This is a genomic window from Streptomyces zaomyceticus (genome assembly GCF_014656215.1).
Lineage (GTDB): Bacteria > Actinomycetota > Actinomycetes > Streptomycetales > Streptomycetaceae > Streptomyces > Streptomyces zaomyceticus.
Window position 1 is genome coordinate 52,599 of record NZ_BNBZ01000014.1, and the last position, 26,275, is coordinate 78,873.

General features: G+C 73.8%; 29 protein-coding genes. 12 read left to right on the forward strand and 17 right to left on the reverse strand.

Features of this window, described 5'->3' with window-relative positions:
* The first annotated feature begins 29 nt into the window (after nt 1–29).
* From IE311_RS19455 to cobJ, 3 genes are read left to right on the forward strand one after another with little or no spacing between them, the layout of a single operon-like run.
* A complete protein-coding gene (locus IE311_RS19455; RefSeq protein ID WP_189833002.1) occupies nt 30–1,271 on the forward strand; it encodes a cobalamin biosynthesis protein CobG in 1,242 nt (413 codons plus the stop codon).
* Nucleotides 1,272–1,285: 14 nt separating this feature from the next.
* Complete coding sequence (locus IE311_RS19460) at nt 1,286–1,921, forward strand: precorrin-8X methylmutase (protein WP_189833102.1); 636 nt, start codon at nt 1,286–1,288, stop codon at nt 1,919–1,921.
* Nucleotides 1,918–3,417, forward strand: coding sequence for a precorrin-3B C(17)-methyltransferase (gene cobJ / locus IE311_RS19465; protein ID WP_189833003.1), 1,500 nt, complete (start codon nt 1,918–1,920; stop codon nt 3,415–3,417). The genes IE311_RS19460 and cobJ overlap by 4 nt, the downstream gene beginning before the upstream one ends.
* 22 nt (nt 3,418–3,439) lie before the next feature.
* Here cobJ and IE311_RS19470 read toward each other — a convergent pair whose 3' ends face one another.
* From IE311_RS19470 to IE311_RS19490, 5 genes are all read right to left on the reverse strand, one after another.
* Nucleotides 3,440–3,982 carry a hypothetical protein gene (locus tag IE311_RS19470; protein WP_229902021.1) on the reverse strand — a complete coding sequence of 181 codons (543 nt, stop codon included), beginning with the start codon at nt 3,980–3,982 and terminating at the stop codon, nt 3,440–3,442.
* Nucleotides 3,983–3,987: 5 nt separating this feature from the next.
* The gene (locus IE311_RS19475; RefSeq protein WP_229902022.1) at nt 3,988–5,583 is read right to left on the reverse strand and encodes an alpha/beta hydrolase; all 1,596 of its coding nucleotides are present in this window, start codon (nt 5,581–5,583) and stop codon (nt 3,988–3,990) included.
* A 7-nt stretch (nt 5,584–5,590) separates the two neighbouring features.
* Nucleotides 5,591–5,890, reverse strand: coding sequence for a hypothetical protein (locus IE311_RS19480; RefSeq protein ID WP_189833004.1), 300 nt, complete (start codon nt 5,888–5,890; stop codon nt 5,591–5,593).
* A gap of 190 nt (nt 5,891–6,080) precedes the next feature.
* The gene (locus IE311_RS19485; protein WP_189833005.1) at nt 6,081–7,640 is read right to left on the reverse strand and encodes a serine hydrolase; all 1,560 of its coding nucleotides are present in this window, start codon (nt 7,638–7,640) and stop codon (nt 6,081–6,083) included.
* A 130-nt stretch (nt 7,641–7,770) separates the two neighbouring features.
* Nucleotides 7,771–8,496, reverse strand: coding sequence for a cobalt-precorrin-6A reductase (locus tag IE311_RS19490; protein WP_189833006.1), 726 nt, complete (start codon nt 8,494–8,496; stop codon nt 7,771–7,773).
* A gap of 12 nt (nt 8,497–8,508) precedes the next feature.
* Between IE311_RS19490 and IE311_RS19495 the strand changes: the two genes are divergently transcribed.
* A complete protein-coding gene (locus IE311_RS19495) occupies nt 8,509–9,633 on the forward strand; it encodes a cobalt-precorrin-5B (C(1))-methyltransferase (RefSeq protein WP_189833007.1) in 1,125 nt (374 codons plus the stop codon).
* Nucleotides 9,634–9,694: 61 nt separating this feature from the next.
* On the opposite strand, the gene IE311_RS19500 is transcribed toward IE311_RS19495, so the two are convergent.
* Nucleotides 9,695–10,408 (reverse strand): hypothetical protein, encoded by a 714-nt coding sequence (locus tag IE311_RS19500; protein ID WP_189833008.1) that lies wholly within the window; start codon nt 10,406–10,408, stop codon nt 9,695–9,697.
* 63 nt (nt 10,409–10,471) lie between these two features.
* Between IE311_RS19500 and IE311_RS37335 the strand changes: the two genes are divergently transcribed.
* The gene (locus IE311_RS37335; RefSeq protein ID WP_015034725.1) at nt 10,472–10,546 is read left to right on the forward strand and encodes a 50S ribosomal protein bL37; all 75 of its coding nucleotides are present in this window, start codon (nt 10,472–10,474) and stop codon (nt 10,544–10,546) included.
* A gap of 109 nt (nt 10,547–10,655) precedes the next feature.
* Here IE311_RS37335 and cobM read toward each other — a convergent pair whose 3' ends face one another.
* From cobM to IE311_RS36750, 3 genes are all read right to left on the reverse strand, one after another.
* On the reverse strand, nt 10,656–11,405 hold the full coding sequence (cobM, locus tag IE311_RS19505) for a precorrin-4 C(11)-methyltransferase (RefSeq protein WP_189833009.1): 750 nt from the start codon (nt 11,403–11,405) through the stop codon (nt 10,656–10,658).
* Nucleotides 11,402–12,628: a precorrin-6y C5,15-methyltransferase (decarboxylating) subunit CbiE gene (gene cbiE / locus IE311_RS19510; RefSeq protein WP_189833010.1), complete on the reverse strand. Its 1,227-nt coding sequence runs from the start codon at nt 12,626–12,628 to the stop codon at nt 11,402–11,404. The genes cobM and cbiE overlap by 4 nt, the downstream gene beginning before the upstream one ends.
* Before the next feature lie 118 nt (nt 12,629–12,746).
* On the reverse strand, nt 12,747–12,875 hold the full coding sequence (locus IE311_RS36750; RefSeq protein WP_229902023.1) for a DUF6126 family protein: 129 nt from the start codon (nt 12,873–12,875) through the stop codon (nt 12,747–12,749).
* A gap of 130 nt (nt 12,876–13,005) precedes the next feature.
* Here IE311_RS36750 and IE311_RS19515 point away from each other — a divergent pair, with 130 nt between their 5' ends.
* Genes IE311_RS19515 through IE311_RS19525 form a run of 3 tightly spaced genes read left to right on the forward strand, consistent with a single transcriptional unit; the run spans nt 13,006 to nt 15,211 of the window.
* Entirely contained in the window at nt 13,006–14,094 is a 1,089-nt protein-coding gene (locus tag IE311_RS19515) for an LLM class flavin-dependent oxidoreductase (protein ID WP_189833105.1), read from the forward strand.
* A 3-nt stretch (nt 14,095–14,097) separates the two neighbouring features.
* Entirely contained in the window at nt 14,098–14,721 is a 624-nt protein-coding gene (locus IE311_RS19520) for an FMN reductase (protein WP_189833011.1), read from the forward strand.
* A 52-nt stretch (nt 14,722–14,773) separates the two neighbouring features.
* Nucleotides 14,774–15,211: a universal stress protein gene (locus IE311_RS19525; RefSeq protein ID WP_189833012.1), complete on the forward strand. Its 438-nt coding sequence runs from the start codon at nt 14,774–14,776 to the stop codon at nt 15,209–15,211.
* A gap of 62 nt (nt 15,212–15,273) precedes the next feature.
* Here the strand turns inward: IE311_RS19525 and IE311_RS19530 are convergent, their stop codons facing one another.
* Nucleotides 15,274–16,416, reverse strand: coding sequence for a MerR family transcriptional regulator (locus IE311_RS19530; protein ID WP_189833106.1), 1,143 nt, complete (start codon nt 16,414–16,416; stop codon nt 15,274–15,276).
* Between the two features lie 182 nt (nt 16,417–16,598).
* On the opposite strand from IE311_RS19530, the gene IE311_RS19535 reads away from it, so the two are divergent.
* A complete protein-coding gene (locus tag IE311_RS19535; protein WP_189833013.1) occupies nt 16,599–16,970 on the forward strand; it encodes a VOC family protein in 372 nt (123 codons plus the stop codon).
* Here IE311_RS19535 and IE311_RS19540 read toward each other — a convergent pair whose 3' ends face one another.
* Together IE311_RS19540 and IE311_RS19545 are read right to left on the reverse strand one after the other, a co-directional pair.
* Nucleotides 16,971–17,837, reverse strand: coding sequence for an ABC transporter permease (locus IE311_RS19540; RefSeq protein WP_189833014.1), 867 nt, complete (start codon nt 17,835–17,837; stop codon nt 16,971–16,973). It abuts the gene before it with no gap.
* On the reverse strand, nt 17,834–18,802 hold the full coding sequence (locus IE311_RS19545; RefSeq protein ID WP_189833015.1) for an ATP-binding cassette domain-containing protein: 969 nt from the start codon (nt 18,800–18,802) through the stop codon (nt 17,834–17,836). Before IE311_RS19545 ends, IE311_RS19540 begins: the two co-directional genes overlap by 4 nt.
* Before the next feature lie 237 nt (nt 18,803–19,039).
* Between IE311_RS19545 and IE311_RS19550 the strand changes: the two genes are divergently transcribed.
* On the forward strand, nt 19,040–19,615 hold the full coding sequence (locus IE311_RS19550) for a hypothetical protein (protein WP_189833016.1): 576 nt from the start codon (nt 19,040–19,042) through the stop codon (nt 19,613–19,615).
* On the opposite strand, the gene IE311_RS19555 is transcribed toward IE311_RS19550, so the two are convergent.
* The 4 genes from IE311_RS19555 to IE311_RS19570 all read right to left on the reverse strand — a co-directional run bounded on the left by IE311_RS19555 (nt 19,573) and on the right by IE311_RS19570 (nt 22,439).
* Nucleotides 19,573–19,977, reverse strand: coding sequence for a hypothetical protein (locus tag IE311_RS19555; RefSeq protein WP_189833017.1), 405 nt, complete (start codon nt 19,975–19,977; stop codon nt 19,573–19,575). The genes IE311_RS19550 and IE311_RS19555 overlap by 43 nt on opposite strands.
* Nucleotides 19,978–20,092: 115 nt before the next feature.
* Entirely contained in the window at nt 20,093–20,584 is a 492-nt protein-coding gene (locus IE311_RS19560) for a RidA family protein (RefSeq protein WP_229902024.1), read from the reverse strand.
* Entirely contained in the window at nt 20,581–21,915 is a 1,335-nt protein-coding gene (locus IE311_RS19565) for an MFS transporter (protein WP_189833018.1), read from the reverse strand. Before IE311_RS19565 ends, IE311_RS19560 begins: the two co-directional genes overlap by 4 nt.
* A gap of 50 nt (nt 21,916–21,965) precedes the next feature.
* Nucleotides 21,966–22,439: an RrF2 family transcriptional regulator gene (locus tag IE311_RS19570; RefSeq protein WP_189833108.1), complete on the reverse strand. Its 474-nt coding sequence runs from the start codon at nt 22,437–22,439 to the stop codon at nt 21,966–21,968.
* A gap of 209 nt (nt 22,440–22,648) precedes the next feature.
* Here IE311_RS19570 and IE311_RS19575 point away from each other — a divergent pair, with 209 nt between their 5' ends.
* Nucleotides 22,649–23,803 carry a hypothetical protein gene (locus IE311_RS19575; RefSeq protein WP_189833019.1) on the forward strand — a complete coding sequence of 385 codons (1,155 nt, stop codon included), beginning with the start codon at nt 22,649–22,651 and terminating at the stop codon, nt 23,801–23,803.
* Nucleotides 23,804–23,887: 84 nt separating this feature from the next.
* Here IE311_RS19575 and IE311_RS19580 read toward each other — a convergent pair whose 3' ends face one another.
* The gene (locus tag IE311_RS19580; RefSeq protein ID WP_189833109.1) at nt 23,888–25,246 is read right to left on the reverse strand and encodes an aminotransferase-like domain-containing protein; all 1,359 of its coding nucleotides are present in this window, start codon (nt 25,244–25,246) and stop codon (nt 23,888–23,890) included.
* A gap of 134 nt (nt 25,247–25,380) precedes the next feature.
* On the opposite strand from IE311_RS19580, the gene IE311_RS19585 reads away from it, so the two are divergent.
* Nucleotides 25,381–26,268, forward strand: coding sequence for an alpha/beta fold hydrolase (locus tag IE311_RS19585; RefSeq protein WP_189833020.1), 888 nt, complete (start codon nt 25,381–25,383; stop codon nt 26,266–26,268).
* The last annotated feature ends 7 nt before the right edge of the window (nt 26,269–26,275 follow it).

Here is a 26,275-nt window from a genome sequence, read left to right on the forward strand (position 1 = left end):
ACCCGGTGGTCGGCCGGTTCCCCGTCGGTATGCTCGCCGCCATGCCGCCCACCCCGCCCCCGACGCCCGTACCGGGCGAACCTCGCATACGGGACCGTGGCGACGCGTGCCCCGGGGCGTTGCGCCTGCACTCCGCCGACGACGGTCACCTCGCCCGACTCCGCCTGCCCGGAGGGCGCTTGACGTCCCGTCAGGTCAAGACCCTGGCGGACGCGGCGGAGCGCCTGGGCGACGGACGGCTCAGCATCACCTCCCGTGGCAACGCCGAGCTGCGCGGTCTCGCCGACGGCTGCGGGGCCGAACTGGCGGCGCTCCTCGCCGAGGCCGGCCTGCTGCCCTCCCCCACCCACGAACGCGTCCGCAACATCGTCGCCTCCCCGGCCTCGGGCCTCGACGGACTCGGCGCGGCCGACGTGCAGTTGTGGGCCCGCGAGCTGGACACCCACCTGCTTTCCGCGCCCTGGGCGGCGGCGCTCTCCGGCCGGTTCCTCTTCGTCCTCGACGACGGGCGGGGGGACGTGGCCGGACTCGGCGGCGATGTGACCTTGGTCGCAGTGGGAGGCGGCGAGGCGGAGCTGCACGTCGGCGGGCGGGCCGTCCGGCTCGCGGGCTCCGACGCACCCGCGGCGGCCCTGGCGGCCGCGGGCGGGTTCCTGGCCGCGGCGCGGCGGGCCGGCACCGGGGCCTGGCGGGTCGGGGAACTGCCCCAGGGGTACGAGGTGGACCTCGCGGAGTCGGGAGTGACGGCGGAGCCCGTCCCCGCACCCGAACTCCCCCAGGGCCCTCCCCCCTCTCCCGGCGTCCTCGGGCCCACCGCCCTCTCCGTACTCGCCCCGCTCGGCCGCCTCACCGCCGCCCGGCTCCGGGCACTGCTCCCCGCCGAGGAGGTACGGCTCACGCCCTGGCGCGGGGTCGTCGTGGCCGGGGCGGACCCCGCCCGGCTGCCCGCCCTCGAAGCGGCCGGGCTCATCACCCGCCCCGACTCCCCCTGGGCCGGGGTCACCGCCTGCACCGGGCGGCCCGGCTGCGCCAAGTCCCTCGCCGACGTCCGCGCGGACGCGGCCCCGGACCCCGCCCGGCAGCGGCCCGGCCGGTCCGGTCGCCGCGTCCTCCCCGTCCACTACTCCGGGTGCGAGCGCCGCTGCGGACACCCGCACGGCGACTGGACCGACGTCCTCGCCACCGCCGGCGGCGACTACCTGGTGGACGGCGTCCCCACCCCCCGTACCGCCCTGCCCGAAGCCGTGACCGCGGCCCGCACGACGAGATGAGCGAGAGCAAAAGGATGTTCGACTACGAGAAGGACGGCGCGGAGATCTACCGCCAGTCCTTTGCCACGATCCGCGCCGAGGCGGATCTGGCGGGCCTGCCCGCCGACGTCGCCCAGGTGGCGGTCCGGATGATCCACGCCTGCGGCATGACCGACCTCGTACGCGACATCGCCTGGTCGCCGCGGGTCGTCACGAACGCCCGCGCCGCCCTCCGCGCCGGTGCGCCGATCCTCTGCGACGCGCAGATGGTCGCCAGCGGGGTCACCCGCCGGCGGCTGCCCGCCGACAACGAGGTGATCTGCACCCTCTCCGACCCGTCCGTCCCGGACCTCGCCGCCGAGCTGGGAACCACCCGCTCCGCCGCCGCCCTCGAACTGTGGCGGGACCGCCTCGAAGGCTCCGTCGTCGCCATCGGCAACGCGCCGACCGCCCTCTTCCACCTCCTGCAGATGGTCGCGCAGGGGGCCGGGAAGCCCGCCGCCGTCCTCGGCATACCGGTCGGCTTCATCGGCGCCGCCGAGTCCAAGGACGCCCTGGCCGCCCAGGACCTCGGCCTCGACTACCTCGTCGTACGGGGCCGGCGCGGCGGCAGCGCCATGACGGCGGCCGCGATCAACGCGATCGCTCACGAAGCGGAGATCCAGGCATGAGCACCCCGAACACGACCGGCAAGCTGTACGGCGTCGGGCTCGGCCCCGGCGACCCGAACCTCATGACGGTCGCGGCGGTCAAGGCCATCGCCGCCGCCGACGTCGTCGCCTACCACTCCGCCCGCCACGGCCGCTCGATCGCACGCTCGATCGCCGCCGAGCACCTCCGCGAGGACCACATCGAGGAGCGGCTGATGTACCCGCTCACGGTGGAGACCACGGACCACCCCGGCGGCTACCGGGGCGCCCTGAACGACTTCTACGAGGAGGCCTCGGCCCGCCTCGCCGCGCACCTCGACGCCGGCCGCACGGTCGCCGTCCTCGCCGAGGGCGACCCGCTGTTCTACGGCTCGTACCAGCACATGCACAAGCGCCTCGCGGACCGCTACGACACCACCGTCATCCCCGGTGTCACCTCGGTGTCCGCCGCCGCGGCCCGGCTCGGCGAGCCGCTGTGCGAGGCGGAGGAGGTCCTCACGATCATCCCCGGCACCCTGCCGGAGGACGAGCTGACGGCCCGTCTCGCGGGCACCGACTCCGCGGTCGTGATGAAGCTCGGCCGCACCTTCCCCACCGTGAAGCGGGCCCTGGAGCGGGCCGGCCGGCTCGACGACGCCCGGTACGTGGAGCGGGCGTTCATGGCGGGCGAGCGGACGGGCACCCTGTCCGAGATCGACCCCGAGTCGGTCCCGTACTTCTCGGTCGCCGTCCTGCCCTCCCGCATCGACCAGGAGCCTCCCGTACGGGAGCGGGGCGAGGTCGTCGTCGTCGGCACCGGCCCGGCCGGCGCGCCCTGGCTGACGCCCGAGTCGCGCGGCGCGCTCGTCAACGCCGACGTCCTCGTCGGCTACACCACCTACCTGGACCGGGTGCCCGAGCTGCGGCCCGGTCAGATCCGGCACGGCTCCGACAACAAGGTCGAGTCGGAGCGCGCCGAGTTCGCGCTCGACCTCGCCCGGCGCGGCCGGAAGGTCGCGGTCGTCTCCGGCGGCGACCCGGGCGTCTTCGCCATGGCCACCGCCGTCCTGGAGGTCGCCTGCGAACCGGAGTACGCGGACGTGCCCGTACGGGTCCTCCCGGGCGTGACCGCCGCCAACGCGGCCGCTGCGGCGGCGGGCGCCCCGCTCGGCCACGACTACGCCACGATCTCCCTCTCGGACCGCCTGAAGCCCTGGGGCGTCATCGAGGCCCGGCTGCGCGCCGCCGCCGGCGCCGACCTGGTCATCGCCCTCTACAACCCGGGCTCCAGGTCCCGTACGCACCAGGTCGCCGCGGCCCGTGACCTCCTGCTCGAACTCCGTTCGCCCGAAACCCCGGTGGTCGTCGCCCGCGACGTCGGCGGCCCGGAGCAGTCGGTGCGGGTGGTGACGCTCAAGACCCTGGAGCCCTCCGAGGTCGACATGCGCACCCTGCTCCTCGTCGGCTCGTCGCAGACGCGGGCGGTCGAGCGGGCCGACGGCAGGACGATCGCCTGGACGCCGCGGCGGTACGGCTGACCGCCCCGACGTCCGGACGAGGTCAGAACTCCTGCTGCTCGGCGCCGGGCGGCAGGAGGCAGGGGGTACTCACGACGAGCACGATCAGCTGGTCGTCCAGGTCCTCCGCGGAGACGGCGAAGCGCTGCTCCGGCTGCCTGGCGTCGACCAGGTTCACGGGGTTCTTGGCCGGGTCGGACCGGTAGCCCTGGATCTCGAAGCCCTGCTTCTGCAGCTCGTCCTTGATCGCGCGGATGCCGGCGGCCTGCCGGTCGCCGGGCAGCTTCGCGCGGAGGTTGTACCGCAGCGTGAAGCGGCCGTCCTTCGCCGACTCCCCGCCCTTGCCGAGGCAGTGGGAGAAGTTCGCCTGCCGGGTCGATCCGACGGGCTCCGCCCCGGCCGTGCGCGCCATGGAACTCGTCCAGTGCTCGGCCCACTCCTCCGCCTTCTGCTTGCTCATGCGGGGCAGCGGATCGTTCTTCGCTTCGTCGGACACACAGCCCCCCAGGAGCAGTACGAGAACAGGTACGAGGGCGAGCGAAGCCCTCCGGATGACGAGCCGGGTCACGGAACTCCTCAGGGTCACGGGTGTCATGATGCGGGACCGCCCTCCGGCTGCTTCCCGGCGATGATCCGTCCCTGATTCGCCAGGCTCTGGCTGTCGTCGTCCCAGTAGCCGCTGTGGCCGCTGGTGTCGACGTACATCTGCTGCCCGCCGAACGCGGGGTCGGCCGGGTTCTCGCCGAGGGTCTTGTCCGCGGCCCAGTTGATGACCTTGTCGTCCGGCGCCGCGCCGACCCAGAGCCGGTCGGGCGAGACGGTGAGCTGGTCCGCCCGGTCCACGTTGAGGCCCGGACTGCCGACGACGATCATGTCGTCGGTGTCCAGTCCCCGGCCGCCGGAATCGGCCGTGCCCACCATGGTGGAGCCGTAGCTGTGACCGATGACGGTCATGTGGGTCCGCTCGCCCTCGTGCGAGACGCGCAGACCGTGCGTGAAGTCGCGGAGGGTCTCGGCGTCGTCCTCGGCCCGGCCCGTCGTGGCGACGCTGCCGTCCACTTCGGGGGCGTCGTAGTCGAGCCACGCGATGACGGCGACGTCCTTGCCCTGGCCCGGGGTGCGCTCACCCGCCGCGTCCTGCATCTTCTCCGCCCGGCCGATCGAGTCGGTGAAGTTCTCGAGCTGGTTGTCCGTCCCCGGCACCGACACCGCCGTGTGCGCCGCCTTGTCCGGGTTTCCGACCGCGACGATCGCCCTGCCGTCCCCCTCCGTGCTGAAGCCCAGCAGGTGGAGCCGCTTGTGCTCCGGGGCCGAGTCCGACGCGTCCAGCCGGTCCTTCATCGCCTGCAGGCCCCGGTAACTGGAGCGGTCGTGGTAGCCGAGGCTCCCCTCGCGCAGCGCGTAGTCGTTGAGGCGCATGTCGAGCACGGTCCGGTTGGCCTGGTCGCGCGTGGTCACGGGCAGGCCGTCGAGACCGCCGACCTGCTCCGGGTACGCCGCCAGGTAGAGGCGCTGCTCCTCCTCGTCCAGACCCTTCCACCAGTCCGCCGAGCGCTGCGGGTCCGTGCCGTCGGGGATGTCCTTCTTGTCGATGCCCGCGAAGGCGGCGACACGGGCCGCGTCCTCCTGGGCATGGGCGCCGCCGTACCGCTTGTCGAGGTCGAAGGGGTCGATCTGGCGCAGCACTTCGGCGCCCTCGTTGCTCGCCGACTCCGCCTCCGCCACGGCCGCGTCGATCCGGGCGCGGAAACCGCCGAGCCCGGAGTTGGCGTCGCGCTGGATGTCCGCGTAGTCCGGGTCGTTGTGGTACTTCGGGTCCACGGCCTGCTTGGGCTCGACCCAGCCGTCGTCGCGGACCGTGTGGCCCGCGGCCTCCGCGTCGGCGACGGCGGCACGGAGCTTGCGCTGTGCCGCCTGCATCTTGGTGTTGAGGGTGTCCAGGGTGGTGGCGATCAGCTGGGCGTTGGTGCGGCCCGTGCCGAGCTTGCTCTCCGTGGCCTCCATGGCGTCGAAGCCGTACGAGGCGCTGGTGCCCGTCCAGCCCGCCCGGTGCAGCGGTCCGGTGACCCGCCTGCCGCTGCCCGTCTGCGTGTTCGTCAGGGCGCCGGCGAGCTTCTTCCACGAGCCGACGGCACTGTCCAGGTCCGCGAAGTCCTGCTTCATCAACTGGGCGAAGTGCTCCGTCACGGCGCCGTCACCAGCCCTGGAAGCAGGAGATGACGTCCTGCTCCATGACGTCGCGCCCGTCGGCGAGATGACGCATGCCCTGGGCGTGCTCGGAGAGCCTGCCCCGCAGGGTCTCCAGGGCCGTGCCCCAGCCCTCGCCCGTCTGCGACATGCGCGGGCCGACGGTCCACGGCCCGAAGGCCGCGGCGGCCGACGCCAGATCGGCGCCCGCCTTGCGCAACGGCTCCTGCAGGTCCGTCGCGAGACTGTCGGCGGCGCCGGCCGAAGCCCGCAGTTCCCCCGCCGAGACATTGAGATCCCAACCCATGAGTGCCCCCCGATACGCACGCCATGCTTCCGGTACCGGGCGAGAGTAGCCGACGTGACCCGGTCATCACCAAGAGCAAAGCCGGAACTGTGATCTAGCCGCTCACCATGCGGACGGGTGCGGCGACGTCGTTCGCAACTGCACCCGGGCTGCCCGCCCTTCGAGCTTCCCGGCGGGGGTCGGGCAGCGGTCAGTCGCGGGTGAACGTGCCGAGGCCCTCCTCGTCCAGGTACTCGACGCGGAAGGTCTTGCCGTCCGCGGAGAACGTGACACCGGTGAGGCCGACGGCGTTCTCCCCGCGCGTCGCGAAGCTGAAGGTGTCGCCGTCGTAGTGCGTGAGCCGGTACGACTGGGGCTCCGGGCCCAGGCGCAGCACCAGCCCGCCGTTCTCCGCGGCCACCGTCGCCCTGCCGTAGAAGTCGTTCCCGTACGTGCCGGTGTAGGCGCTGTTCGCCTTCGCGGGCGCCGCGTCGGCCGGCGGCTTCGCGAAGTCCGTGGCGGAGCGGCCGGCGTCCGCCTCCTGCTCGTACAGGGCGTTGACGAGCGGCAGCCAGTCCCGGCTCGGCTTCCCGTTCTGCGCGGTGTCGAAGAAGTCCAGGGCGACGGTGTCGGCGACGCCGACCGGGGCGCCGTTGGTGAGGACGACGATGCCGAGCTGCTCACCCGGCAGCATCGTGACGTTGGTGTGCGCGCCGAGCGCGAACGCTCCCGTGTGCGAGAGCCGCAGCCTGCCCTCGTCGTCGTACGACACGTTCCAGCCGAGGCCGTAGAAACCGGTCCTGGCGGCCGGTGCGTGCGCCGGGTTGGAGACGGCCTCGGGGTGGTGGGTGAGGTCGAGGGCGTCCTCGGCGATGATCCGGCGTCCGTCGAGCGAACCGTTGGCGAGCTGGAGCCGCAGCCACTTCGCCATGTCGGTGGCCGAGGAGCTGACGCCGCCGGCGGGGGACTGGGCGTCCGGGTCCCGCACGAACTGCGCCTTCCAGGTCCCGTCGGCCTGCTTGACGTGGCCGTGGGCCCGGTCGGGGTTCGTGACGAAGTCCTGGAAGCGAGAACTGGTGTCGTTCATGCCGGCGGGCTTGTAGAGGGTGTCCTCGGCGAGCTTCGCCCAGGACACGCCCTTCTCCGCGGCGACGGCCTCGGCGGCCCCCGTCAGCCCGAAGTTGGTGTACGCGTAGCTCGCGCGGAACGGCGCCAGGGGCATGTACCGCAGGTGGGACAGGATGTAGTCCTGGTCGTGGCCGAGGTCCTCCAAGAGGTCTCCCGCGTGGTCGGGGAGGCCGCTGCGGTGCGAGAACAGGTCGGCGGCCGTCATGTGCGAGGTCACCCAGGGGTCCTTCAGGCGGAACTCGGGCAGTTCGGGGTTGACCGGCTTCTGCCAGCCGTCGACACCGACCGCCCCGGAGACGACCGTGGAGGCGATCGGCTTCGACACGGAGGCCAGTTGGAAGACGGTGTCGGCGTCGACCTTGCCCTCCTTGCCGACCTCGCGCACCCCGTATCCCTTGATGTGGACGACCTCGTCCTTGTACACGACGGCGACGGAGACCCCGGGCACCCCGGTCTTCCGCATCAGCTCCGTGACGCTCGGGTCGAGCCGGTCCAGCGCCCGGTCCACGTCCGCCCGGTCGAGCACGGGCGGCGGCTGGGCCGGGGGCGGCTCGGGGGTGGGGGTCGGGGTGGGGCCGGTCCCGGAGGCCAGTCCCAGAACGGACACGAGCCCCGCTGTGACCAGCCATCGGACGGTATCCATCCCTCCATTGAACGCCGGAGGACAGCCGGTGTCGCATCGGGGAGGACGTGGAGGGACCGACGGGCGGAACCCACTGTCCCGGCCGGGGAACGCGATCGGGGGGACCGATCCGCGCGTCGCCCGAGTGGCGTCAGCCCCGCAGTACCCGGGCGGCGGCCTCCTCGGGGGTCGCCGCCACCGGTACGCCCTCCGGGACCGGAGGGCGGCGGACGACCACGACCGGGATGCCCGCCTCGCGGGCCGCGGTCAGTTTCGGGGCGGTCGCGGCGCCTCCGCTGTCCTTCGTCACCAGGACGTCGATCCGGTGGCGGGCCAGGATCTCCCGCTCGCCGCCCAGGGTGAACGGCCCCCGGTCGAGGAGGATCTCCGCGCGGGCCGGCACCGGGCCGTCAGGGGCGTCCACCGAGCGGACCAGGAACCACTCCGGGCGGTCGGCGAAGGCCGCCAGGCCCATCCGGCCGGTCGTGAGGAAGACCCGCTCGCCGAGAGCGTCGAGCGCCTCCGCCGCCGCCTCCAGGGACGGCACCGACACCCAGCGGTCACCCTCCTCCGGGACCCAGCCGGGGCGGCGCAGCGCGAGCAGGGGAACATGGGCGGTGGCGGCCGCCCGGGCCGCGTTGAAGCTGATCCGCTCGGCGAAGGGATGCGTGGCGTCGATGACCGCGTCCACGGCGTGCCCGCCGATCCACTCCACGAGCCCGTCGACGCCGCCGAAGCCGCCGATCCGCACCTCGCCCTCGGGCAGCCGGGGGTTCGCCACCCGTCCCGCGAGGGAGCTGGTGACCCGGACCTCGCCGTGCAGCAGTCCCGCGAGGGCGCGGGCCTCGGTGGTCCCCCCGAGAATGAGTATGTGCACAGGAGCCTCTTCGTGACTTCAGGCGGCGGGCGTGAGGCCCAACTCAAGCACACCGGCCTCCGTCCGGGCTGGACGACGGGTGCCTGCGCGACGGCGGCCACGACGGCCGCGTACACGGCCCTCCTGACCGGCGATTTTCCCGACCCGGTGACGATCACGCTGCCGAAGGGGCAGACGCCGTCCTTCGCCCTGACGGCGGAGTCCCTCGGCTCCGGTACGGCGATGGCGGCCGTGACGAAGGACGCCGGCGACGATCCGGACGTCACGCACGGCGCCGTGATCCGCTCGACGGTACGGCTGCTGCCGGCCGGCTCGGGCGTGGTCTTCCGGGCGGGCGAGGGCGTCGGCACGGTCACCCTGCCGGGCCTGCCCCTGGAGGTCGGCGAGCCCGCGATCAACCCGGTGCCGCGGCAGCTGATGCGGGAACACGTGGCGGAGGTCGCGGCCCGGCACGGCGGGAGCGGTGACGTCGAGATCACCGTCTCCGTCGACAACGGCGCGGAGATCGCCCGTTCCACCTGGAACCCCCGGATCGGCATCCTGGGCGGTCTGTCGATCCTCGGCACGACGGGGGTCGTGGTCCCCTACTCGTGCTCGGCGTGGATCGACTCGATCCGCCGGGGCGTGGACGTGGCCCGGGCGGGCGGTCTGACGCACGTGGCGGGCTGCACGGGCTCCACCTCGGAGCGGACGGTGGCGTCCCTCTACGACCTGCCGGAGATCGCGCTCCTCGACATGGGCGACTTCGCGGGCGCGGTCCTCAAGTACGTCCGCCGCCACCCGGTCGACCGTCTGACGGTCTGCGGCGGCTTCGCGAAGCTCTCCAAGCTGGCCGCGGGCCATCTGGACCTCCACTCGGCCCGTTCCCAGGTCGACAAGGGCTTCCTGGCGGAGCTGGCCCGTACGGGAGGCGCCTCGGAGTCCCTGGCGGCGGAGATCGCCGAGGCGAACACGGGCCTGGCCGCCCTCCGTCTCTGCGAGGCCGCCGGCGTCCCCCTCGGCGACCTCGTGGCGGCCCGCGCCCGCGACGAGGCCCTGGCGGTCCTGCGGGGCGCGCCGGTGGCGGTGGACGTCGTCTGCATCGACCGGGCGGGGACGGTGGTGGGCCGCTCGGCGGTGGCGGGACCGGGGGCGTGACCCCCGGACCTCGATGACGGGACCGGGGGCGTGCCCCCCGGTCCCGCCGCCTCCGGGCCCGTCAGGCCGTCGGGTAGCCGATCTCCCGTACGTCCTCCGCGAGGTCCGCGAGCGTCACCGCGGGGTTGAGGGTGGCGACGATCTCCGCCGTCAGCGGGCGCAGGGCGAGGACGTGCCGGACCGCCTCGATGTCGACCGGCCGCTCGTAGGAGTCCTCGGCGAACTCCGTGTACGCCTCCGCCGAGCGGTCCGTCAGCAGGTGGAGAAGACGCCCGGAACCGTCCGGGTCCTCGCGGTCCTCCAGGTCCGTGAACTCCACCGGGCCCGTGTGCCAGTCCGTGTCCGCCGGCTCGCGCCACAGACAGGCGGTGGTCACGTGGACCCCGTCCTCGTCGGTGAAGGCGGGCTCCGTCAGATACTCCCGGAACGCCTCCGGGACCCCGTCGATCACCCCGGGCCACGTCAGCCCGTCCGCGAGCTCCCCGAACGGGCTCAGCGGCGACTCGTGGTCGAAGACGCGGGCGAACGCCCCGGCCGGCGACAGGACGATCGTGTACTCGTCCCCCGAACCGTTCCTCATCGACGCCAGCTGCTCGGTCTCCGACCAGTGCGCGTCGAAGGAGTAGTACCGGCTTTCCCACTCCGGGCTCAGCACGGCCTCCACCATCGCGAGCCCCCGGCTGTGGTCGCGCAGTTCCTCGATACCCGGCAGCGCCCGGGCCACGTCGTAGACAGTCACGTCTCCATGAGACCGCACGCCTCCGGCAGCCGACATGCGGCCCCCGGGTCACGAACCTAGGCTTACCAGCACATACCCCCCGGATCGAGAGGGAGCCCCATGGCCAAGCGAGGCAACAAGAGGCGCGCCCGCAAGAAGAAGAACGCGAACCACGGCAAGCGGCCCAACGCCTGACGCCGGACGCCTGGCGTCGGTCGCCCGACGCCGGACGCCCGACGTCCACGCGCCGGGGCCCCGGGGATCGGACTCCCCGGGGCCCCGGCGCGTTCGGGTGCGGAGCGGCTCAGCAGACGTGGCGGTCGCGCGCCGGGTCGTACAGGTGGCTGTCGCGGAACTCCGTGGCGGCGAGGGTGCGGCCGACGAGGATGACGGCCGTCTTCGTGATGCCGGCCTCCTTCGTCTGCGCCGCGATGTCCTCGAGGGTGCCCCGCAGCACGATCTCGTCCGGACGGCTGGCCATGGCCACGACGGCGGCGGGGCAGTCGGTGCCGTAGTGGGGGACGAGTTCGGCGACGACCCGGTCCACGTAGCGGGCGGCCAGGTGGAGGACGAGCAGGGCGCCGCTGCGGCCGAGGGTCGCCAGGTCCTCGCCCTCCGGCATGGGCGTGGCCTGCTGCGCGATACGGGTGAGGACGACCGTCTGGCCGACCGTGGGGACGGTCAGCTCCCGCTTGAGCGCGGCCGCGGCGGCGGCGAAGGCCGGGACGCCGGGGACGACCTCGTACGGGATGCCCGCCTCGTCCAGGCGTCGCATCTGCTCGGCCATCGCGCTGAACACCGACGGGTCGCCGGAGTGCAGCCTGGCCACGTCCTGCCCGGCTTCGTGGGCGGCGGCGATCTCGGCGACGATCTGGTCCAGGTCCATCCGTGCCGTGTCGACGAGCTTCGCCTCCGGCGGGCACTCGGCGAGCAGCTCGGTGGGGACGAGGGAGCCGGCGTACAGGCAGACCCCGCAGGCCGCGAGAGTCCGCGCGCCGCGCACGGTGATCAGGTCGGCGGCGCCGGGGCCCGCGCCGATGAAGTAGACGGTCATCCCTCTTCAGAACCTTTCGTTACGGACCACTGGGTCACCGGCATCGCCTGGCGCCAGCCGGTGAAGCCGCCGACGGGGACGGCGGCGGCGACGGCGAGCCGGATCAGTTCGCCGCCGTGGCGGCGGTAGCGGTCGGCGAGCAGGGCCTCGGACTCGAGCGTCACCGTGTTGGCGACGAGCCGGCCGCCGGCGGGCAGCGCGTCCCAGCAGGCGTCGAGGAGGCCGGGGGCGGTGAGGCCGCCGCCGATGAAGACCGCGTCGGGGGTCTCCAGGCCGGCGAGGGCCGTCGGGGCGGGCCCGGTGACCACGCGCAGGCCGGGGACGCCGAGGGTGTCGGCGTTCCGCTCGATCCGGGCCGCCCTTTCCGCCGACTTCTCGACGGCGACCGCCCGGCAGGAGCGGTGGGTCCGCATCCATTCGATGCCGATGGAGCCGGAGCCGCCGCCGATGTCCCAGAGGAGTTCGCCGGGCGCGGGGGCGAGGGCGGCGAGCGTGGCGGCGCGGACGTACCGCTTGGTGAGCTGCCCGTCGTGCTCGTACGCCTCGTCGGGCAGACCGGGCGCGGCGCCGAGCCGGAGGGTGTCCGGGTCGCGCACGCAGTCGAGGGCGAGGACGTGCAGCGCGTCGGTCCGCTCGTACGGCCAGTCGGCGGCGGTCGCGTCGAGGAGCCGTTCGGCGGGCCCGCCGAGCTGCTCCAGGACCCGGACGCGGGTGCCGCTCCAGCCGGTGTCCCGGAGGAGGGCCGCGACCCGGGCGGGGGTTTCGGGGCCCTCGCCGAGGACGAGCACCCGGCGTCCCGGGTGGAGGGCGGCGGAGAGCGCGGCGAGCGGCCTGGCGACGAGGGAGACGGTCTCGACGGCTTCCAGCGGCCAGCCGAGCCGGGCGCAGGCGTACGAGACGGAGGAGGGGTGCGGGTGGATCCGGAGGCGGTCGGCGCCGACGGTCTCGGCGAGGGTGCGGCCGATGCCGTAGAAGGAGGGGTCGCCGCTGGCGAGGACGGCGATCGCCCGGCCCCGGTGGGCGGCGAGCAGTCCGGGGACGGCGGGCCGCAGCGGGGAGGGCCAGGGGATCCGTTCGCCGGGGCAGTGGTCACCGGGCAGCAGGTCGAGCTGGCGGGGAGCGCCGATCAGGACCTCGGCGGTGCGCAGGGCCCGACGGGAGCTCTCGGGGAGCCCGTCCCAGCCGTCCGCGCCGATTCCGACGACCGCTATCGCACCGTTCACGTCGGCGACTCTACGTGAGGGCCGTTTTCCGGCGGTACGTGGCGGGCCCCACTCGGACACCGTCCCGAATCCCGGTCGGGCACCGCCCCGGGCCCGCCCCGGGCGCCGCGGGTTCCGCCTACTTCTGGGCGTGCTGTCCCACGTAGAAGAGGATCCAGACGAAGCCGGCGAAGGCGTGCGTCGCGAAGACGTACACGAAGACGCGGAGCATCACGCCGCGCTCTTTCCAGCTCTCCAGATCGGTCATGCGTTCCAGGGTACGGGCGGGGGCGGCCTCGTCACGGGCCGGAATAGACGGGGTGGTGGCACCGTTGAGCCAGATAGTTTAAGCTTCAACCACTAGCCGCGAGGCACCAGGAACGCGAGAGGTGAGCACGATGCAGTTCGGGATCTTCACCGTCGGCGACGTGACGACCGACCCCACCACCGGCCGCACCCCCACCGAGCACGAGCGGATCAAGAACACCGTCGCCATCGCGCTCAAGGCCGAGGAGGTCGGGCTGGACGTCTTCGCGACCGGGGAGCACCACAACCCGCCGTTCGTGCCGTCCTCCCCCACCACCCTCCTCGGGCACATAGCCGCCCGTACGGAGAACCTGATCCTCTCCACGTCCACCACGCTGATCACCACCAACGACCCGGTGAAGATCGCCGAGGACTACGCGACCCTCCAGCACCTCGCCGACGGCCGCGTGGACCTGATGATGGGCCGCGGCAACACCGGCCCGGTCTACCCGTGGTTCGGGCAGGACATCCGGCAGGGCATCCCGCTCGCCATCGAGCACTACGCGCTCCTCCACAAGCTGTGGAGGGAGGACGTGGTCGACTGGGAGGGCAAGTTCCGCAGCGCCCTCCAGGGCTTCACCTCCACCCCGCGCCCGCTCGACGACGTCCCGCCGTTCGTCTGGCACGGCTCCATCCGCTCCCCGGAGATCGCCGAGCAGGCGGCCTACTACGGCGACGGATTCTTCGCCAACCACATCTTCTGGCCCAAGCAGCACACCGAGAAGATGGTCCACCTCTACCGCCGGCGGTACGCCCACTACGGCCACGGCACCCCCGAGCAGGCGATCGTCGGCCTCGGCGGCCAGGTCTTCATGCGCAAGAACTCGCAGGACGCGGTACGGGAGTTCCGCCCGTACTTCGACAACGCGCCGGTCTACGGCCACGGCCCCTCCCTGGAGGAGTTCTCCCGGGAGACCCCGCTGACCGTCGGCTCGCCGCAGGAGGTCATCGAGCGCACCCTGTCCTTCCGCGACTACGTGGGCGACTACCAGCGCCAGCTGTTCCTGGTCGACCACGCCGGACTGCCCCTCAAGACGGTCCTGGAACAGCTCGACATCCTCGGCGAGGAGGTCGTGCCGGTGCTGCGCAAGGAGTTCGCCAACCTGCGCCCAGCCGGCGTCCCGGACTCGGCGCCGCTCCACCCCGCCGTCCTCGCGTCCCGCACCGAGAAGGAGTCGTAAGCCATGCAGACCCTCAAGCTGGTCGCCGTCTCCGCCGGCCTCAGCTCCCCCTCCTCCACCCGGCTGCTCACCGACCGGCTCCTCCAGGCCGCCCGGTACCGGCTGGCCGAGCAGGAGTACGCCGTCGACGTCCAGGTCGTCGAACTGCGCGACCTGGCCGTGGACATCGCCAACAACTTCGCGACCGGCTTCCCCTCCGGGCGGCTCCAGGACGCGATCGACACGGTGACCGGCGCGGACGGGGTCATCGCGGTGACCCCGGTCTTCACCGCCTCGTACAGCGGGCTGTTCAAGTCGTTCTTCGACCTGATCGACCCGGCCGCGCTGACCGGCACCCCGGTCCTCATCGGGGCGACCGGCGGCACCGCCCGGCACTCGCTCGTCCTGGACCACGCCCTGCGGCCGCTCTTCGCCTATCTGCGGGCCCTCGTCGTCCCCACCGCCGTCTACGCGGCCTCGGAGGACTGGGGCTCGGGCGGCGACGCTTACACGGAGGGGCTCCCCTCCCGGATCACCCGGGCGGGGAACGAGTTCGCGGACACGGTCGCGGCCCGGCCGGCCGGACGGGTGGAGGACGACGAGGTCGTCCCGTTCGAGCGCCAATTGGCCGATCTGCGACTGGATTGATCCGTTTGTTACGTTGTGGGGGAGGGTTCCCGACAACGAACGGAGGTCGGCGATGGCCGGCAGGATCGTGGTGGGCGTGGACGGATCGGAGCCGTCCCTGAGGGCGCTGAAGTGGGCGGCCGGACAGGCCGCCCTGACCGGGGACTCCCTGCAGACGGTGATCGGCTGGGAGTACCCGGCCTCATGGGCGACGCTCATGCCGGGCGTACCACCGGAGTTCGACCCCGAGCGGCTCGCGAAGCAGATCCTCGACGAGTCGATCGACCAGGCCCTCACCCCGGGGGAGGCCGCCGCCGTCATCCGCACGGTCGTCGGCGGCAACCCCACGCAGGCCCTCATCGACGCGGCGAAGGGCGCGAGCCTCCTCGTCGTCGGCGACCGCGGCTACAGCGGCTTCAAGGCGGCCGTGCTCGGCTCGGTCTCCTCGCACGTCACCCAGCACGCGTCGTGCCCGGTGGTGGTCGTACGGGGCGAGCCGACGGACGGCTAGGTCGTCTCTTTCCGGCAAGATCCGGAAGAGACGGCCCAGCCGGCGGGCCGGACCCGGTGTCCTCAGGCGGGCACCACGTCCGCCACCACACACGCCACGTTGTCCGGGCCGCCCAGGTCCCGCGCCAGGGCGACCAGGGCCTCGGCCGCGTCGTCCGGGCCGACGGCCGCGGCGAGCGCGCGGTGCACGGCCTCGGCCGGGGCGACCGCGGAAAGCCCGTCCGTGCACAGCAGATAGCGGTCCCCGGGCCGCGTCTCGTGCACTCCCAGCTCCGGCTCGGGCGGCACGCCCCCGCCGTCCAGGGCCTTCAGGAGCAGCGCCCGGTCGGGGCGGTCCGCCGCCTCGGCCGGGTCCAGTTCGCCCGCGTCGACGAGGGCCTGGACCACGGTGTGGTCGCGGGTGAGGCGCACGAGCGTGCCGTCCCGCAACAGATACGCCCGCGAGTCGCCCACATGGGCGAGGGCGAGGCGTCCGCCCGTCCACACGGCCGCGGTCAGTGTCGTACCCGAGTCGGCCAGACCGGAGACCGCGCCGTCGGCCGTGCGCACCGCGTCCTCCAGGGCGTTGAGCACGTCCCCGGCACGTGCCGACGGCGCCGGCGGCGGTACGGCCCCCAGCGCGGCGACCGCGGCGAGCGCCGCGCGCGCCCCCTCGGGGCCGTACCCGTCGGCGACCGCCAGCAGATGCGGGCCCGCGTGGGCCGCGTCCTGCTGGGTGTCGCGGACCGAGCCGCGGTCGAGGCGTACCGCGGTCCGCAGCGCGAACGCGGGCGGGGCGGTCGGCCCGGCACCCGCTCCGGGCCCCGGCCCGGTGGCCGTCCCGTCGGTCGTCTCGTCGAACATCTCGTCGGTCGTCCCGTCGGTCATCTCGGTGGGTCCCTTCAGCCGGTCCACCAGGGAGGCCGCCAGGTCCCGGCGCGCCGCGGTCTCCGACTCGATCCGCGCCCAGTGGCCGCGGATCGCACGGGCCGCGGCCGCCGCGTCGGACCCGTACAGCTCGCAGACGCGTCCCACCTCGGCGAGCGGCATGTCGATCCGCCGCAGCCAGGCGATCAGCCGGGCCCGTTCGAGCTGCTCCGCGGCGTAGTAGCGGTAGCCGGTGAACGGGTCGACGCGGGCGGGCGGCAGCAGGCCGAGTTCGTCGTAACGGCGCAGCACCTTGGCGGAGAGCCGGGAGGCACGCGCGAAGTCCCCGATGGTCAGCATCGGCCCGGACACGGGCGGGGACATGGGCTCTTCGTCGCGCACGGCTCGATTCTCCTCCCTGAGCCGGGCTTTCCGCCCGGCACGGCCGATGCTGGGCCTTCCCCGCGGGGGAAGGTCAACCGACAGGGCCTGGGGGCGGCGCACGCCGTGCGCCCGGCCGACGCCCGGCGCATGATGCCCTCATGGACATCAAGCTGGAACTGATCGGCGTGCCCGTCACCGACATCGACCGGGCCAAGGCCTTCTACGAGCGGGTGGGGTTCCTCGCCGACCACGACATCCCGGTCAGCGAGGACATCCGCTTCGTGCAGATGACCCCGCCCGGCTCGGCCTGCTCGATCGCCTTCGGCAAGGGCATCACCGAGATGGCCCCGGGCTCCCTCGACAACATGCAGGTCGTGGTCACGGACATCGAGGAGGCGCACCGCGAGCTGACGGCCCGCGGGGTCGAGGTCAGCGGCATCGACGACCAGCCCTGGGGCTCCTTCGTCTACTTCGCCGACCCGGACGGCAACCGCTGGGCGGTTCAGCAGACCACTCCGCGGAACTCCTGATCACTTGCGGTTGTAGAGCCGCATGGTGACCGCGCCGAAGACGACCACGAGCACCGCCGACCAGCCGAGTGTCCAGGCGATGGCCGCGGCCGGCCAGTTGCCCGCCATCAGTTCCCGCACCGCCGTCGCCAGATGGGTCACGGGGTTGTTGTTGACGAAGGCCTGGAGCCAGCCCGGCATCGTCCTCGGGTCGACGAAGACGTTGGACAGGAACGTCAGCGGGAAGATCACCATCATCGACACGCCCATGACGGACTTCTCGCTGCGCAGCAGCAGACCGAACATGGTCCAGATCCACGAGAACGAGAACGAGAACACCAGCAGCAGCACGACCCCGAGCAGCACGCCCACGGCCCCGCCGGCCGCCCGGTAGCCGATGATCATGCCGACGGTCAGCATCACGGCGGAGGCGATCAGATAGCGCACGACGTCACCGAGGAGATAGCCGACCATCGGCGCGGGCCGCCAGATCGGCAGCGTGCGGAAGCGGTCGAAGACGCCCTTCTCGATGTCGGTGTTGACCGAGACCCCCGTGTACATCGTGATCATCACGACGCTCATCACGAGGATGCCCGGCAGCAGGAACTGGATGTACGAGGAGACCGAGCCGGCCAGCGCGCCCCCGAAGAGGTACGTGTACATCAGCACCATCATGATCGGGAACGCCGTCACGTCGAACAGCTGCTCCGGCACGTGCTTGATCTTCAGCATGGCCCGCCAGCCGAAGGTCATCGAGGCGGACAGCGCGCCGGGGCGCGGCGGGCGGGAGTGCCCCACCAGCAGCGCCGCGAGTTCGTCCGCCTTCGGCGCGACGAAGTCGAGCGTGTCGGTCGTGCGGGTGTCCTTGCCGGTGGTGACGGTGCTCATTCCGCCGGTCCTTTCCTGTCCGTCAGCGCCAGGAACACCTCGTCGAGGCTGGGCTGGCCGAGCGCGAAGTTGTCGACCGTGATCCCGGCCCTCGACAGCTCCGCGAGCGCCCGTGCGGCCTGCTCGGCGGCGCCGAGGTCCGTTCCGTGGCCGTTGACGGTCGCGGTGAGCGCGACGGGGTCGGGTTCGAGCTGCACGGACGCGTTCAGGGCGCCCTTGAGGACCCGCTCGGCCTCCGGCCGCTGCTCCGGGTCCCGGAGCCGTACGTGCACCGAACCCGAGCCGACGGAGGCCTTCAGCTCGCCCTTCGTGCCCTCCGCGATCACCTTCCCGTGGTCGATGACGGCGATCCGGGAGGCCAGCTGGTCCGCCTCGTCCAGGTACTGGGTGGTGAGCAGGACGGTGGTGCCCTGGGCGACCACCGCGCGGACGATGTCCCAGACCTGGTTGCGGCTGCGCGGGTCGAGTCCGGTGGTCGGTTCGTCGAGGAAGAGCAGGTCGGGGGTGTTGAGGATGGACGCGGCGATGTCGATACGGCGCCGCATGCCGCCCGAGTAGTTCTTGATCTGCTTGTCGGCGGCCTCCGCGAGCCCGAACGCGGCGAGCAGCTGCGCGGAGCGCTCGCGGGCGGCGGGCCGGGTGTGGCCGAGCAGCCGGCCGAGCAGGACGAGGTTCTCGGTGCCGGTCAGGTCCTCGTCGACGGAGGCGTACTGGCCGGTGAGGCTCACCCTGCCGCGCACGGTGTCGGCGTCCTTGACGACGTCCCTGCCGAAGACGCTGGCCCGGCCGCCGTCGGGGCGGAGCAGGGTGGCGAGCATCTTGACGGCGGTGGTCTTTCCGGCGCCGTTGGGACCGAGGACGCCGTAGACGGTCCCGGCGGGGACGCGCAGGTCGATGCCGTCGACGGCACGGTTGGTGCCGAAGACCTTGACCAGGCCCTCGGTCTCGATGGCGAGGTCGGTCATACCGTGTCTCCTCCAGGAGAAGCGGGCACTCCCACCCAGTCTCCGTCGCCCGGCGCGGTACCGCCAGACCGGAGGAACCACGGGCCCGGCCGGAGAGGCGGGACCGGCCGGAGGGACCGGCCGGAGGGACCGGCGGGCCGCCCTTCCCCGGGCGGATCCCGTCTCCCCCGCCCGGCGGAGGCGGACCGGCCGCCCGGGCGACGCCCGGTGCCCGGTCCCGGCGGGACGCTGGGACACATGATGAGAATCAAGGCCCTGCCGGACGTGCCCCGTTGGGCCGTCCTCGCCGCCCACGCCGTCCCCCTGATCGTCCTCCCGTCAGGGCTGTGGCGCCTCGCGCTCGTCGCCGGTCTCCCGGTCACGCAGGACGCCGAGCTCGGCACGATGGGCGTGGGGGAGTCGGTCTACGTGGTCTCCCTCAGCGTCGTGTCCGAGCTGCTGGCCTTCCTCACCCTGGGGCTGGTCCGGGCCTGGGGCGAGGTCTTCCCCCGCTGGATGCCGTTCCTCGGCGGGCGCCGGGTGAACCCGGCCGCCGCGACGGGCGCGGCCCTGGCCGGGGCGGCCGGGCTGTGCGCGATCGCCGGGTGGGGCGTGTACGCCTCGTACGCGGACCTGGGACCCGGCATCCCCGCCACCGCGACGCAGGACGCCCTGCTGATCGCCTGCTACGCGCCGCTCCTGGCCTGGCCGGTGCTGCTCACCGCCGTGGCGGTCGCCTATCGCAGGCGCCGCCGCGACGGCGGGAGGGGTCCTGCCGGGGGCGGGCCCCGTCAGTACGGCGCGGGCCGTCCGGCCGCGTCCTCGTGGGTGTAGAAGAGGTAGTAGGCGGCGGCGCCGTTGAGCGCCCCGAAGGCCAGTCCGAGTCCGCTGGACGACAGGATGCTCGCGCCCGACAGGCTGTAGAGGAAGCCGACCGCGATGCCCGTCAGGGCTGCCCAGGCGGCGGCCCGTGCCTCACGGAACAGGGCGTGGCCGTAGCGCCGGAGGACGTAGATCCCGCCGGCGAGCACAATGGCCGAGATCAGCCCGAGCCACAGCTGGCCGAGGGTCGTGGGACCGCCTTGGCGCGCGACGGTGGCCGCGTAGAGGCCGTACAGGACGCCGATCACGATCGGGGTGGCCAGGCCGTGGGTGCTGAACGGCTTCCGGACGGGTATCGCTGCGTGTGCGGCCATGGCAGGAGCTCCTTCGTCTCTCGCCCCCCTGCTGCTTCCCGCACCCTCCAGGGCACACCCGCGCCCGGCGCCCCGCAAGTGGATCAGGCGGGCGGGCCGGGCGGTGGGCGGTGGATCAGGCGGCGGGCCGTACCGCGACCGCGTCGATCTCGAAGAGCATCCCCGGCAGGGCGAGCGCCGCGACCCCGCTGAGGGTCTGGGCGGGCAGCCGCTCGCCGAAGTGGGCGTGCAGGGCCTTGCCGAGGACCTCCAGCCGGGCCATGTCGTGCTCGACGACGTACGTGCCGAGCCGGACGACGTTCCGCAGGCCGAGGCCGACGCCTTCGAGGGCGAGCCGCAGGTTGGTGAGGGAGAGCTCGACCTGGGCGGCGAACTCGCCGGGGACGGGGGCGCCGGTGGCGTCGGAGGCGTACTGGCCGCCGATGAAGACGAGCTCGCCGGGCGCGGAGACGGCGTGGCTGTAGCCGAAGGGGGTGGGGTCGTGGAGGGTGCCGGGGTTGGTGATGACCCGCTGGTCGGCGGCGGGGCTCCCGGCGGCCGGGGTGGAGGTCTCGACGGCGGTGGCGGCGGAGGTCTCGGCGGCGGCGGTGGTCGGCTGGGCGGTCATGACTGATCGTTCCTTCCGGAGAGTGCGGCCACCGGGCAGGCGGCCAGCGTGAGCGCGGCGCCCGCGAGGAGCACCGCGGTGAGGGAGTACGCGTCGGCCAGCAGCCCGCCGAGGAGGGCGCCGAGCGCGATCGCGAGGCAGAAGACGCTGACGTTGAGGCCGGTGGCGGTCTCCACGTCGTCGGGGGCGGCGGCCATGAACCAGGACTGCAGCGCGACCGGGACCCCGCCGTAGGCGAGCCCCCAGAGCAGCAGCAGTACGGCGCCGGTGGCGGCCGAGTCGCCCAGCAGGAAGCCGGCGAGGAGGACGGCGCCGAGCGCGACGGCGAGGACCGCGAGCGTGCGGCCCGGGGAACGGGCCGCCCGGGGGCCGGCCAGGAAGTTGCCGGCGACACCCGCGACGCCGTAGCCGAGGAGCAGGGCGCCGAGCAGCGAGCCGGAGATCCCGGAGTGATCGGTGAGCAGCGGGCGGACGAAGGAGTAGGCGAGGAAGTGGCCGGTGACGAGGGCGAGGGTGAGCAGGAGACCGGCCCGGACGCGCCGGTTGCGGCGGGGCATTGCGAGGAGGGCCGCCGGACCCGTACGGGAGCGCGTCCCGGCTCCCCCGTCCGCTCCGGATCCCGCTCCGGATCCCGCTTCCGCTCCCGCCCCGGATCCGCCCCCGGTTCCCGTGCCCGGCAGGCGGGGGAGCAGGGCCCGGAGCGCCGCCGCCGCGAGCAGGGCGAGGACTCCGGTGGCGGCGAACGCCCAGCGCCAGCCCATCCGTTCGGTCAGCAGGGTGCCGGCGGGGACCCCGATGACCGAGGCGGCCGAGACGCCGCCGAAGATCACGGCGGTGGCCCGTCCCACGGCCCCGGCGGGCACGAGCCGGGGTGCGAGGCCGCCCGCGAGCGCCCAGAAGCCGCCGATCGCGATGCCGAGCAGCACCCGGGCGGCGAGGACGGTCCCGAGGTGTCCGGCGAGGGCGGACACCAGGTGGGCGACGGCGGCGAGGAGCAGGAGTGCGACGAGGAGCGCCCGGCGGTCGGCGCCGGCCGCGCGGGCGGTGACGAGCGGTGCGGCGAGGGCGGCGACGAGGCCGGGCACGGTCACCATGAGGGCTGCCGCGCCCTCGGAGACGGAGAGGTCGGCGGCGGCCGGTGTGAGCAGTCCGACCGGCAGCAGTTCGGCGGTCATGACGGTGAAGACGCCGAGTGCGACGGCGGCGACGGCGCGGTGTCCGTTCCCCGCGTCCGGCACGCTCTCCCGTCGGCCCCCGTCGTTCTCGCGGCGGCCTCCGTCGCTCTCCCGTCGGCCGCTCTTCCGACCCTTCGCTAACTGGACATCAGACATCCAGAATATCCCCCTTCAGAAGCCCTCCCCGTGCGGTGAGGGCGGCCGTGTCAGACGTTGGCGAACCAGCGGCGGATCCGTTCGGGCGCGGCCGGCGCCTGGACCTCGGCCCGCTCCCGGACGTCGGCCAGGGTCTGGGCCATGAGCTCCATGCGCCAGGCGAGCTCGGCCCGGGCCATGGCCCCGGCGATGGCACACTCGGCGGCGTACGTCTCCGGCGCCCCCGCGCCGGGGCCCTGCTGCCGGATCTCGGTGCAGCGAAAGGCCTCGCCGGGGCCCTCGATCGCGGCGACGACATCCATGAGCGTGATGCGGTCCAGGGTGCGCGCCAGCCGGAAGCCGCCCTTGGGTCCGGAGACCGAGGTGACGATCCCGGCACGGGCGAGCGCCTGGAGCTGCTTGTTGAGATAGGCGGGGGGCAGCTCGTGATAGGCCGCGAGGCGCGCGGCGGTCACCGCCCGCTCGGGCCCGATCCAGGCCAGGTTCAGGCAGCTGTGCAGTGCCCATTCCACGCCGTCGCTCATCTTCATAACCTGGACTCTACATATCCAGAATAGAGCAGACAAGTGACCGGATGAGACCCCTGTCACACGCCCGTGACATGACCACGAAAGTCCCGTCGCACAAGATCCGTAACTTTGTTCTCACAGCCCGCCGAACCTCCAACGGCCCCACCCGAACGAGCAGACGGCATGCGGCTCTCCTCTTCCACACCTGCCTTCCAGGAGTCGTCATGCGCACCGCCCTCCGCACCGCCATCACCACCGCCGCCCTCGCCGGCGCGGTCCTCGCCCCGGCCTCCGGCGCCTTCGCCGCGACGCAGCCGGCCCCGGCCGCGACCCCCGCGGCGACGGGGACCCCCGTCGCCGCGGCCACCAGCGGGGCGCCCACCGCCAAGACGCCCGCCGGCGGGGCGCCGAAGGCCGAGAGCACCAAGGCCCCGGCGACGGAGACCACCACGCCGTCCAAGGACCGGGCCAAGGGCGAGGACGAGGGCAAGGGCAAGGACCAGGGCAGGGACGAGGCCGGCGGCACCGGGAACGGGGAGCTCGGCGAGCAGGGACCGGAGGTCACGGCCGGTGAGAGCCTCGGCCGCCGCCCGCTCGCCGACGGCGGCTACGCCGAGCTCTACCGCAAGAGCGAGGGCGTCTACCTCGCCGACCTCCACTCCCCCCGGGGCGAGGTCACGGGCCGTCTGAAGGCCGACGGCAGCGGCGCGGGCGACCAGTTCGGCACCGTCTTCGTCATCCTGGAGGCCGACGGCACCATCGCCTCGTGGCGCAACCCCCAGCCGGGCGGCGGCGACTTCAGCGAGGTCCGTGAGGGTTGCTCGGTGACCCGGTACGCCGCCGCTCCCTTCGAGGGCGTGTCCATGGCCCTGACGAACAGCCCCAAGGGCCCCGTCGCCAAGCTCAGCCAGAACGGCAAGGTCATCGCGGTCCTCGACCGCGCCCACGACACGGCCCTCTACGGCGGCGCCCGCATCAAGGGCCTGCTCGACCCGGCTCCGGAGCTGCCCATGCTCCAGATGCGGGTGCACGGCGGCCCGATCCCGTGGGACGGCCTGCGCTTCCCGGCGGTCCCGAAGGGCTGCGGCACCGGCTCGGACACCGGCTCGGGTACGGGCACGGGCTCGGGCTCGGGTACGGGCACCGGCACCGGCACCGGCACCGGTCAGGGCGGCACGGCACAGCACGCGACCCAGACCGGGGAGCAGGCGGCCACCGCCCCGCAGACCTCCGTCGTGCCCAAGGGCTCCGTCGCCGCCGGTGTCGAGCCGGTCGCCGCCGACCACACCCTCGCCTTCGCGGGCGGCGCCGCCCTGGCGGGCGCGGGCGCGGCCGGTGTCGCCCTGGCCCTGTTCCGCCGTCGCGGAATCGCCGCCTGACCCCGTACCGGGGCGCGGGCCGCACGCCCACGCCCCGGACCACGGACCGGTGCCCCGCCCTTCCCCGGGCGGGGCACCTCGCGTTCACGCCCTGTCGGCGCCACCCGCCCCGGCCGGCCCGGCCGCCGCGAGGGCCGCGAGCCGGGACAGGGCCTCGTCGAGCACCGCGCGCGGGGGTGAGGCGAGCCCGACCCGGATCGCGTCCGGGGCCGTTCCCGTACCCACCGCGAAGGCACTGCCCGGGGTGACCGCCACGCCCGCGCGTTCGGCGGCGGCGGCCGTGAAGGTCTCCGCCCGCCAGGGCGCGGGCAGCTCCCACCAGCAGTAGTACGCGTGCGGGGAGGTCCGCAGGACGTGCCCGGCGAGCCGCCGCCCGACCAGGGCGTGCCGGGCCGCGGTGTCCGCCCGCTTGGCCGCGACCGCCTCGGCGACCGTGCCGTCCCCGGTCCAGCGGGTGGCGGCGGCGAGCGCGAGACCGCCCGCCGTCCAGGCGCCGGAGCGCAGGGCCTCCGCCACGGCCGCGCGCAGCCGTCCGGGCACCACCAGGTAGCCGACGGTCAGGCCGGGGGCGAGCCGCTTGGAGAGGCTGTCGACGAGAAGGACCCGTTCGGGGGCGTGCGCGGCGAGCGGGGCCGGCGCGGCCGGTGCGAGGAAGGCCCAGGTGGTGTCCTCGACGGCCGTCAGGTCCAGCCCGCGCAGAAGCTCGGCGAGCTCGGCCCTGCGCCCCTCCCCGGCGGTCGAGGAGAGCGGGTTGTGCAGGGTCGGCTGGAGGTAGACGGCGGACAGCGGCGCCGCCCGGTGGGCCGCCGCGAGCGCCTCCGGCCGTACCCCCTCGGCATCGAGACCGAGCGGGACGAGCCGGATGCCGAGCCGCTCGGCCACCGCCTTGACCAGGGGATACGTGAGGGCCTCGACGCCCAGTCGGCCGCCGGGCGGGACGAGTGAGGAGAGCGCGGCGGCGATGGCCTGCCGGCCGTTCCCGGCGAAGAGCACGCTCTCGGGGTCGGGTGCCCAGCCGGGCCGGGCGAGGACGGTCACCGCCGCGTCGCGGGCCTCCGGGGTGCCGGTCGCGGCGGCGGGCCGGGTCACGGCCTCGGCCAGCACGTCGGGCCGGGCGAGGGCCGCGAGCGCCCGTGCCATCAGCTCCGCCTGGCCGTCGAAGACGGGGTAGTTGAGCTGGAGGTCGACGGGTGCGGCGCCGGTCGCCTCGGCGAGCGCGGGCCCCGGCAGCGGGGGCGCCGCCCGGACGAAGGTGCCGCGCCCGACCTCCCCGACGACGAGACCCCGGCGGGCCAGCTCCCCGTAGACGCGGATCGCCGTCGAGTTGGCGATCGCGTGCCGGCGGGCGAAGACGCGCTGCGGCGGCAGCCGGTCACCGGGGCGCAGGCGCCCGTCGCGTACGGCCGCCTCGACCCGGTCGGCGATCCTCCGGTACTCCTCCACGCTGCCCCGCCCCCGCTCGTCCCGCTCCACGCCGCTCCACGCCGCCCCACCGCTCCGTGGGCCGGCCCGCCTCGATTGCACCGAGAGCAAAGATCTTATTGCACCGAGCAGTTGGGGCTGCCTAGCCTGCGGACATGCCCGTCATCCAGACCCCCACCACCGGGATCCACTACGAGGACAGGGGCACGGGCCCCGTCCTCCTCCTCGTCCACGGCCACCCCTTCGACCACACCATGTGGCAGCCCCAGATCGACCGGTTCTCCCGCACCCACCGGGTGATCGCCCCGGACCTGCGCGGCTACGGCAGGACGCCGCTCGGCACCCCGCGGGACACCACCGGCGCGGACACCCGGCACGACACCACCGGCGCGGACACCCGGCACGACACGACCGGCGCGGACACCCGGCCGCGCGCCACCGGCCTCGGCGACTTCGCCGAGGACCTCGCCGACCTCCTCGACGCGCTGGACGTCCGGGACTGCGTCCTGGCCGGCCTCTCCATGGGCGGCCAGATCGCCATGGAGTTCCAGCGCCGCCACCCCGGACGCCTCCGGGGCCTCGTCCTCGCCGACACCTTCCCCGCCGCCGAGACCGACGAGGGCAGAGCCGCCCGGAACGCCATGGCCGACCGGTTCCTCGCCGGGGGCGCCGACGCCGTCCGGGAGTACGCCGACGAGGTGCTGGACCGGATGGTCGCCCCGTACAACACCCATGCCGCCCCGCACGTCCACCGCATGATGTGCGCCACCGACCCGGCCGGCGCCGCCGCGGCCCTGCGCGGCCGCGCCGAGCGCCCCGACTACCGGCAGACCCTCACCACCGTGCCGTTTCCCGCGCTCGTCGTGGTCGGCCGGGACGACACGTACACCCCGGTCGCCGACGCCGAGGACATGCACGCCCTGCTCCCGCACTCCACGCTCGCCGTCGTCGAACGGGCCGCGCACCTCCCCAACCTGGAACGGCCCGAGGAGTTCGACGCCGTACTGGCGAGCTACCTCCGTTCACTCATTCGGCCCATCTGAAGATTCG

Coding starts and splice junctions, on each gene's coding strand:
- IE311_RS19455 (WP_189833002.1), top strand. CDS start 30: ATGCTCGCCGCCATGCCGCCCACCCCGCCCCCGACGCCCGTACCGGGC.
- IE311_RS19460 (WP_189833102.1), top strand. CDS start 1,286: ATGTTCGACTACGAGAAGGACGGCGCGGAGATCTACCGCCAGTCCTTT.
- cobJ (WP_189833003.1), top strand. CDS start 1,918: ATGAGCACCCCGAACACGACCGGCAAGCTGTACGGCGTCGGGCTCGGC.
- IE311_RS19480 (WP_189833004.1), bottom strand. CDS start 5,890: ATGGGTTGGGATCTCAATGTCTCGGCGGGGGAACTGCGGGCTTCGGCC.
- IE311_RS19485 (WP_189833005.1), bottom strand. CDS start 7,640: ATGGATACCGTCCGATGGCTGGTCACAGCGGGGCTCGTGTCCGTTCTG.
- IE311_RS19500 (WP_189833008.1), bottom strand. CDS start 10,408: ATGTCGGCTGCCGGAGGCGTGCGGTCTCATGGAGACGTGACTGTCTAC.
- cobM (WP_189833009.1), bottom strand. CDS start 11,405: ATGACCGTCTACTTCATCGGCGCGGGCCCCGGCGCCGCCGACCTGATC.
- IE311_RS36750 (WP_229902023.1), bottom strand. CDS start 12,875: ATGACCGATCTGGAGAGCTGGAAAGAGCGCGGCGTGATGCTCCGCGTC.
- IE311_RS19515 (WP_189833105.1), top strand. CDS start 13,006: ATGCAGTTCGGGATCTTCACCGTCGGCGACGTGACGACCGACCCCACC.
- IE311_RS19520 (WP_189833011.1), top strand. CDS start 14,098: ATGCAGACCCTCAAGCTGGTCGCCGTCTCCGCCGGCCTCAGCTCCCCC.
- IE311_RS19525 (WP_189833012.1), top strand. CDS start 14,774: ATGGCCGGCAGGATCGTGGTGGGCGTGGACGGATCGGAGCCGTCCCTG.
- IE311_RS19530 (WP_189833106.1), bottom strand. CDS start 16,416: ATGCTGACCATCGGGGACTTCGCGCGTGCCTCCCGGCTCTCCGCCAAG.
- IE311_RS19535 (WP_189833013.1), top strand. CDS start 16,599: ATGGACATCAAGCTGGAACTGATCGGCGTGCCCGTCACCGACATCGAC.
- IE311_RS19540 (WP_189833014.1), bottom strand. CDS start 17,837: ATGAGCACCGTCACCACCGGCAAGGACACCCGCACGACCGACACGCTC.
- IE311_RS19545 (WP_189833015.1), bottom strand. CDS start 18,802: ATGACCGACCTCGCCATCGAGACCGAGGGCCTGGTCAAGGTCTTCGGC.
- IE311_RS19550 (WP_189833016.1), top strand. CDS start 19,040: ATGATGAGAATCAAGGCCCTGCCGGACGTGCCCCGTTGGGCCGTCCTC.
- IE311_RS19555 (WP_189833017.1), bottom strand. CDS start 19,977: ATGGCCGCACACGCAGCGATACCCGTCCGGAAGCCGTTCAGCACCCAC.
- IE311_RS19560 (WP_229902024.1), bottom strand. CDS start 20,584: ATGACCGCCCAGCCGACCACCGCCGCCGCCGAGACCTCCGCCGCCACC.
- IE311_RS19565 (WP_189833018.1), bottom strand. CDS start 21,915: ATGTCTGATGTCCAGTTAGCGAAGGGTCGGAAGAGCGGCCGACGGGAG.
- IE311_RS19570 (WP_189833108.1), bottom strand. CDS start 22,439: ATGAGCGACGGCGTGGAATGGGCACTGCACAGCTGCCTGAACCTGGCC.
- IE311_RS19575 (WP_189833019.1), top strand. CDS start 22,649: ATGCGCACCGCCCTCCGCACCGCCATCACCACCGCCGCCCTCGCCGGC.
- IE311_RS19585 (WP_189833020.1), top strand. CDS start 25,381: ATGCCCGTCATCCAGACCCCCACCACCGGGATCCACTACGAGGACAGG.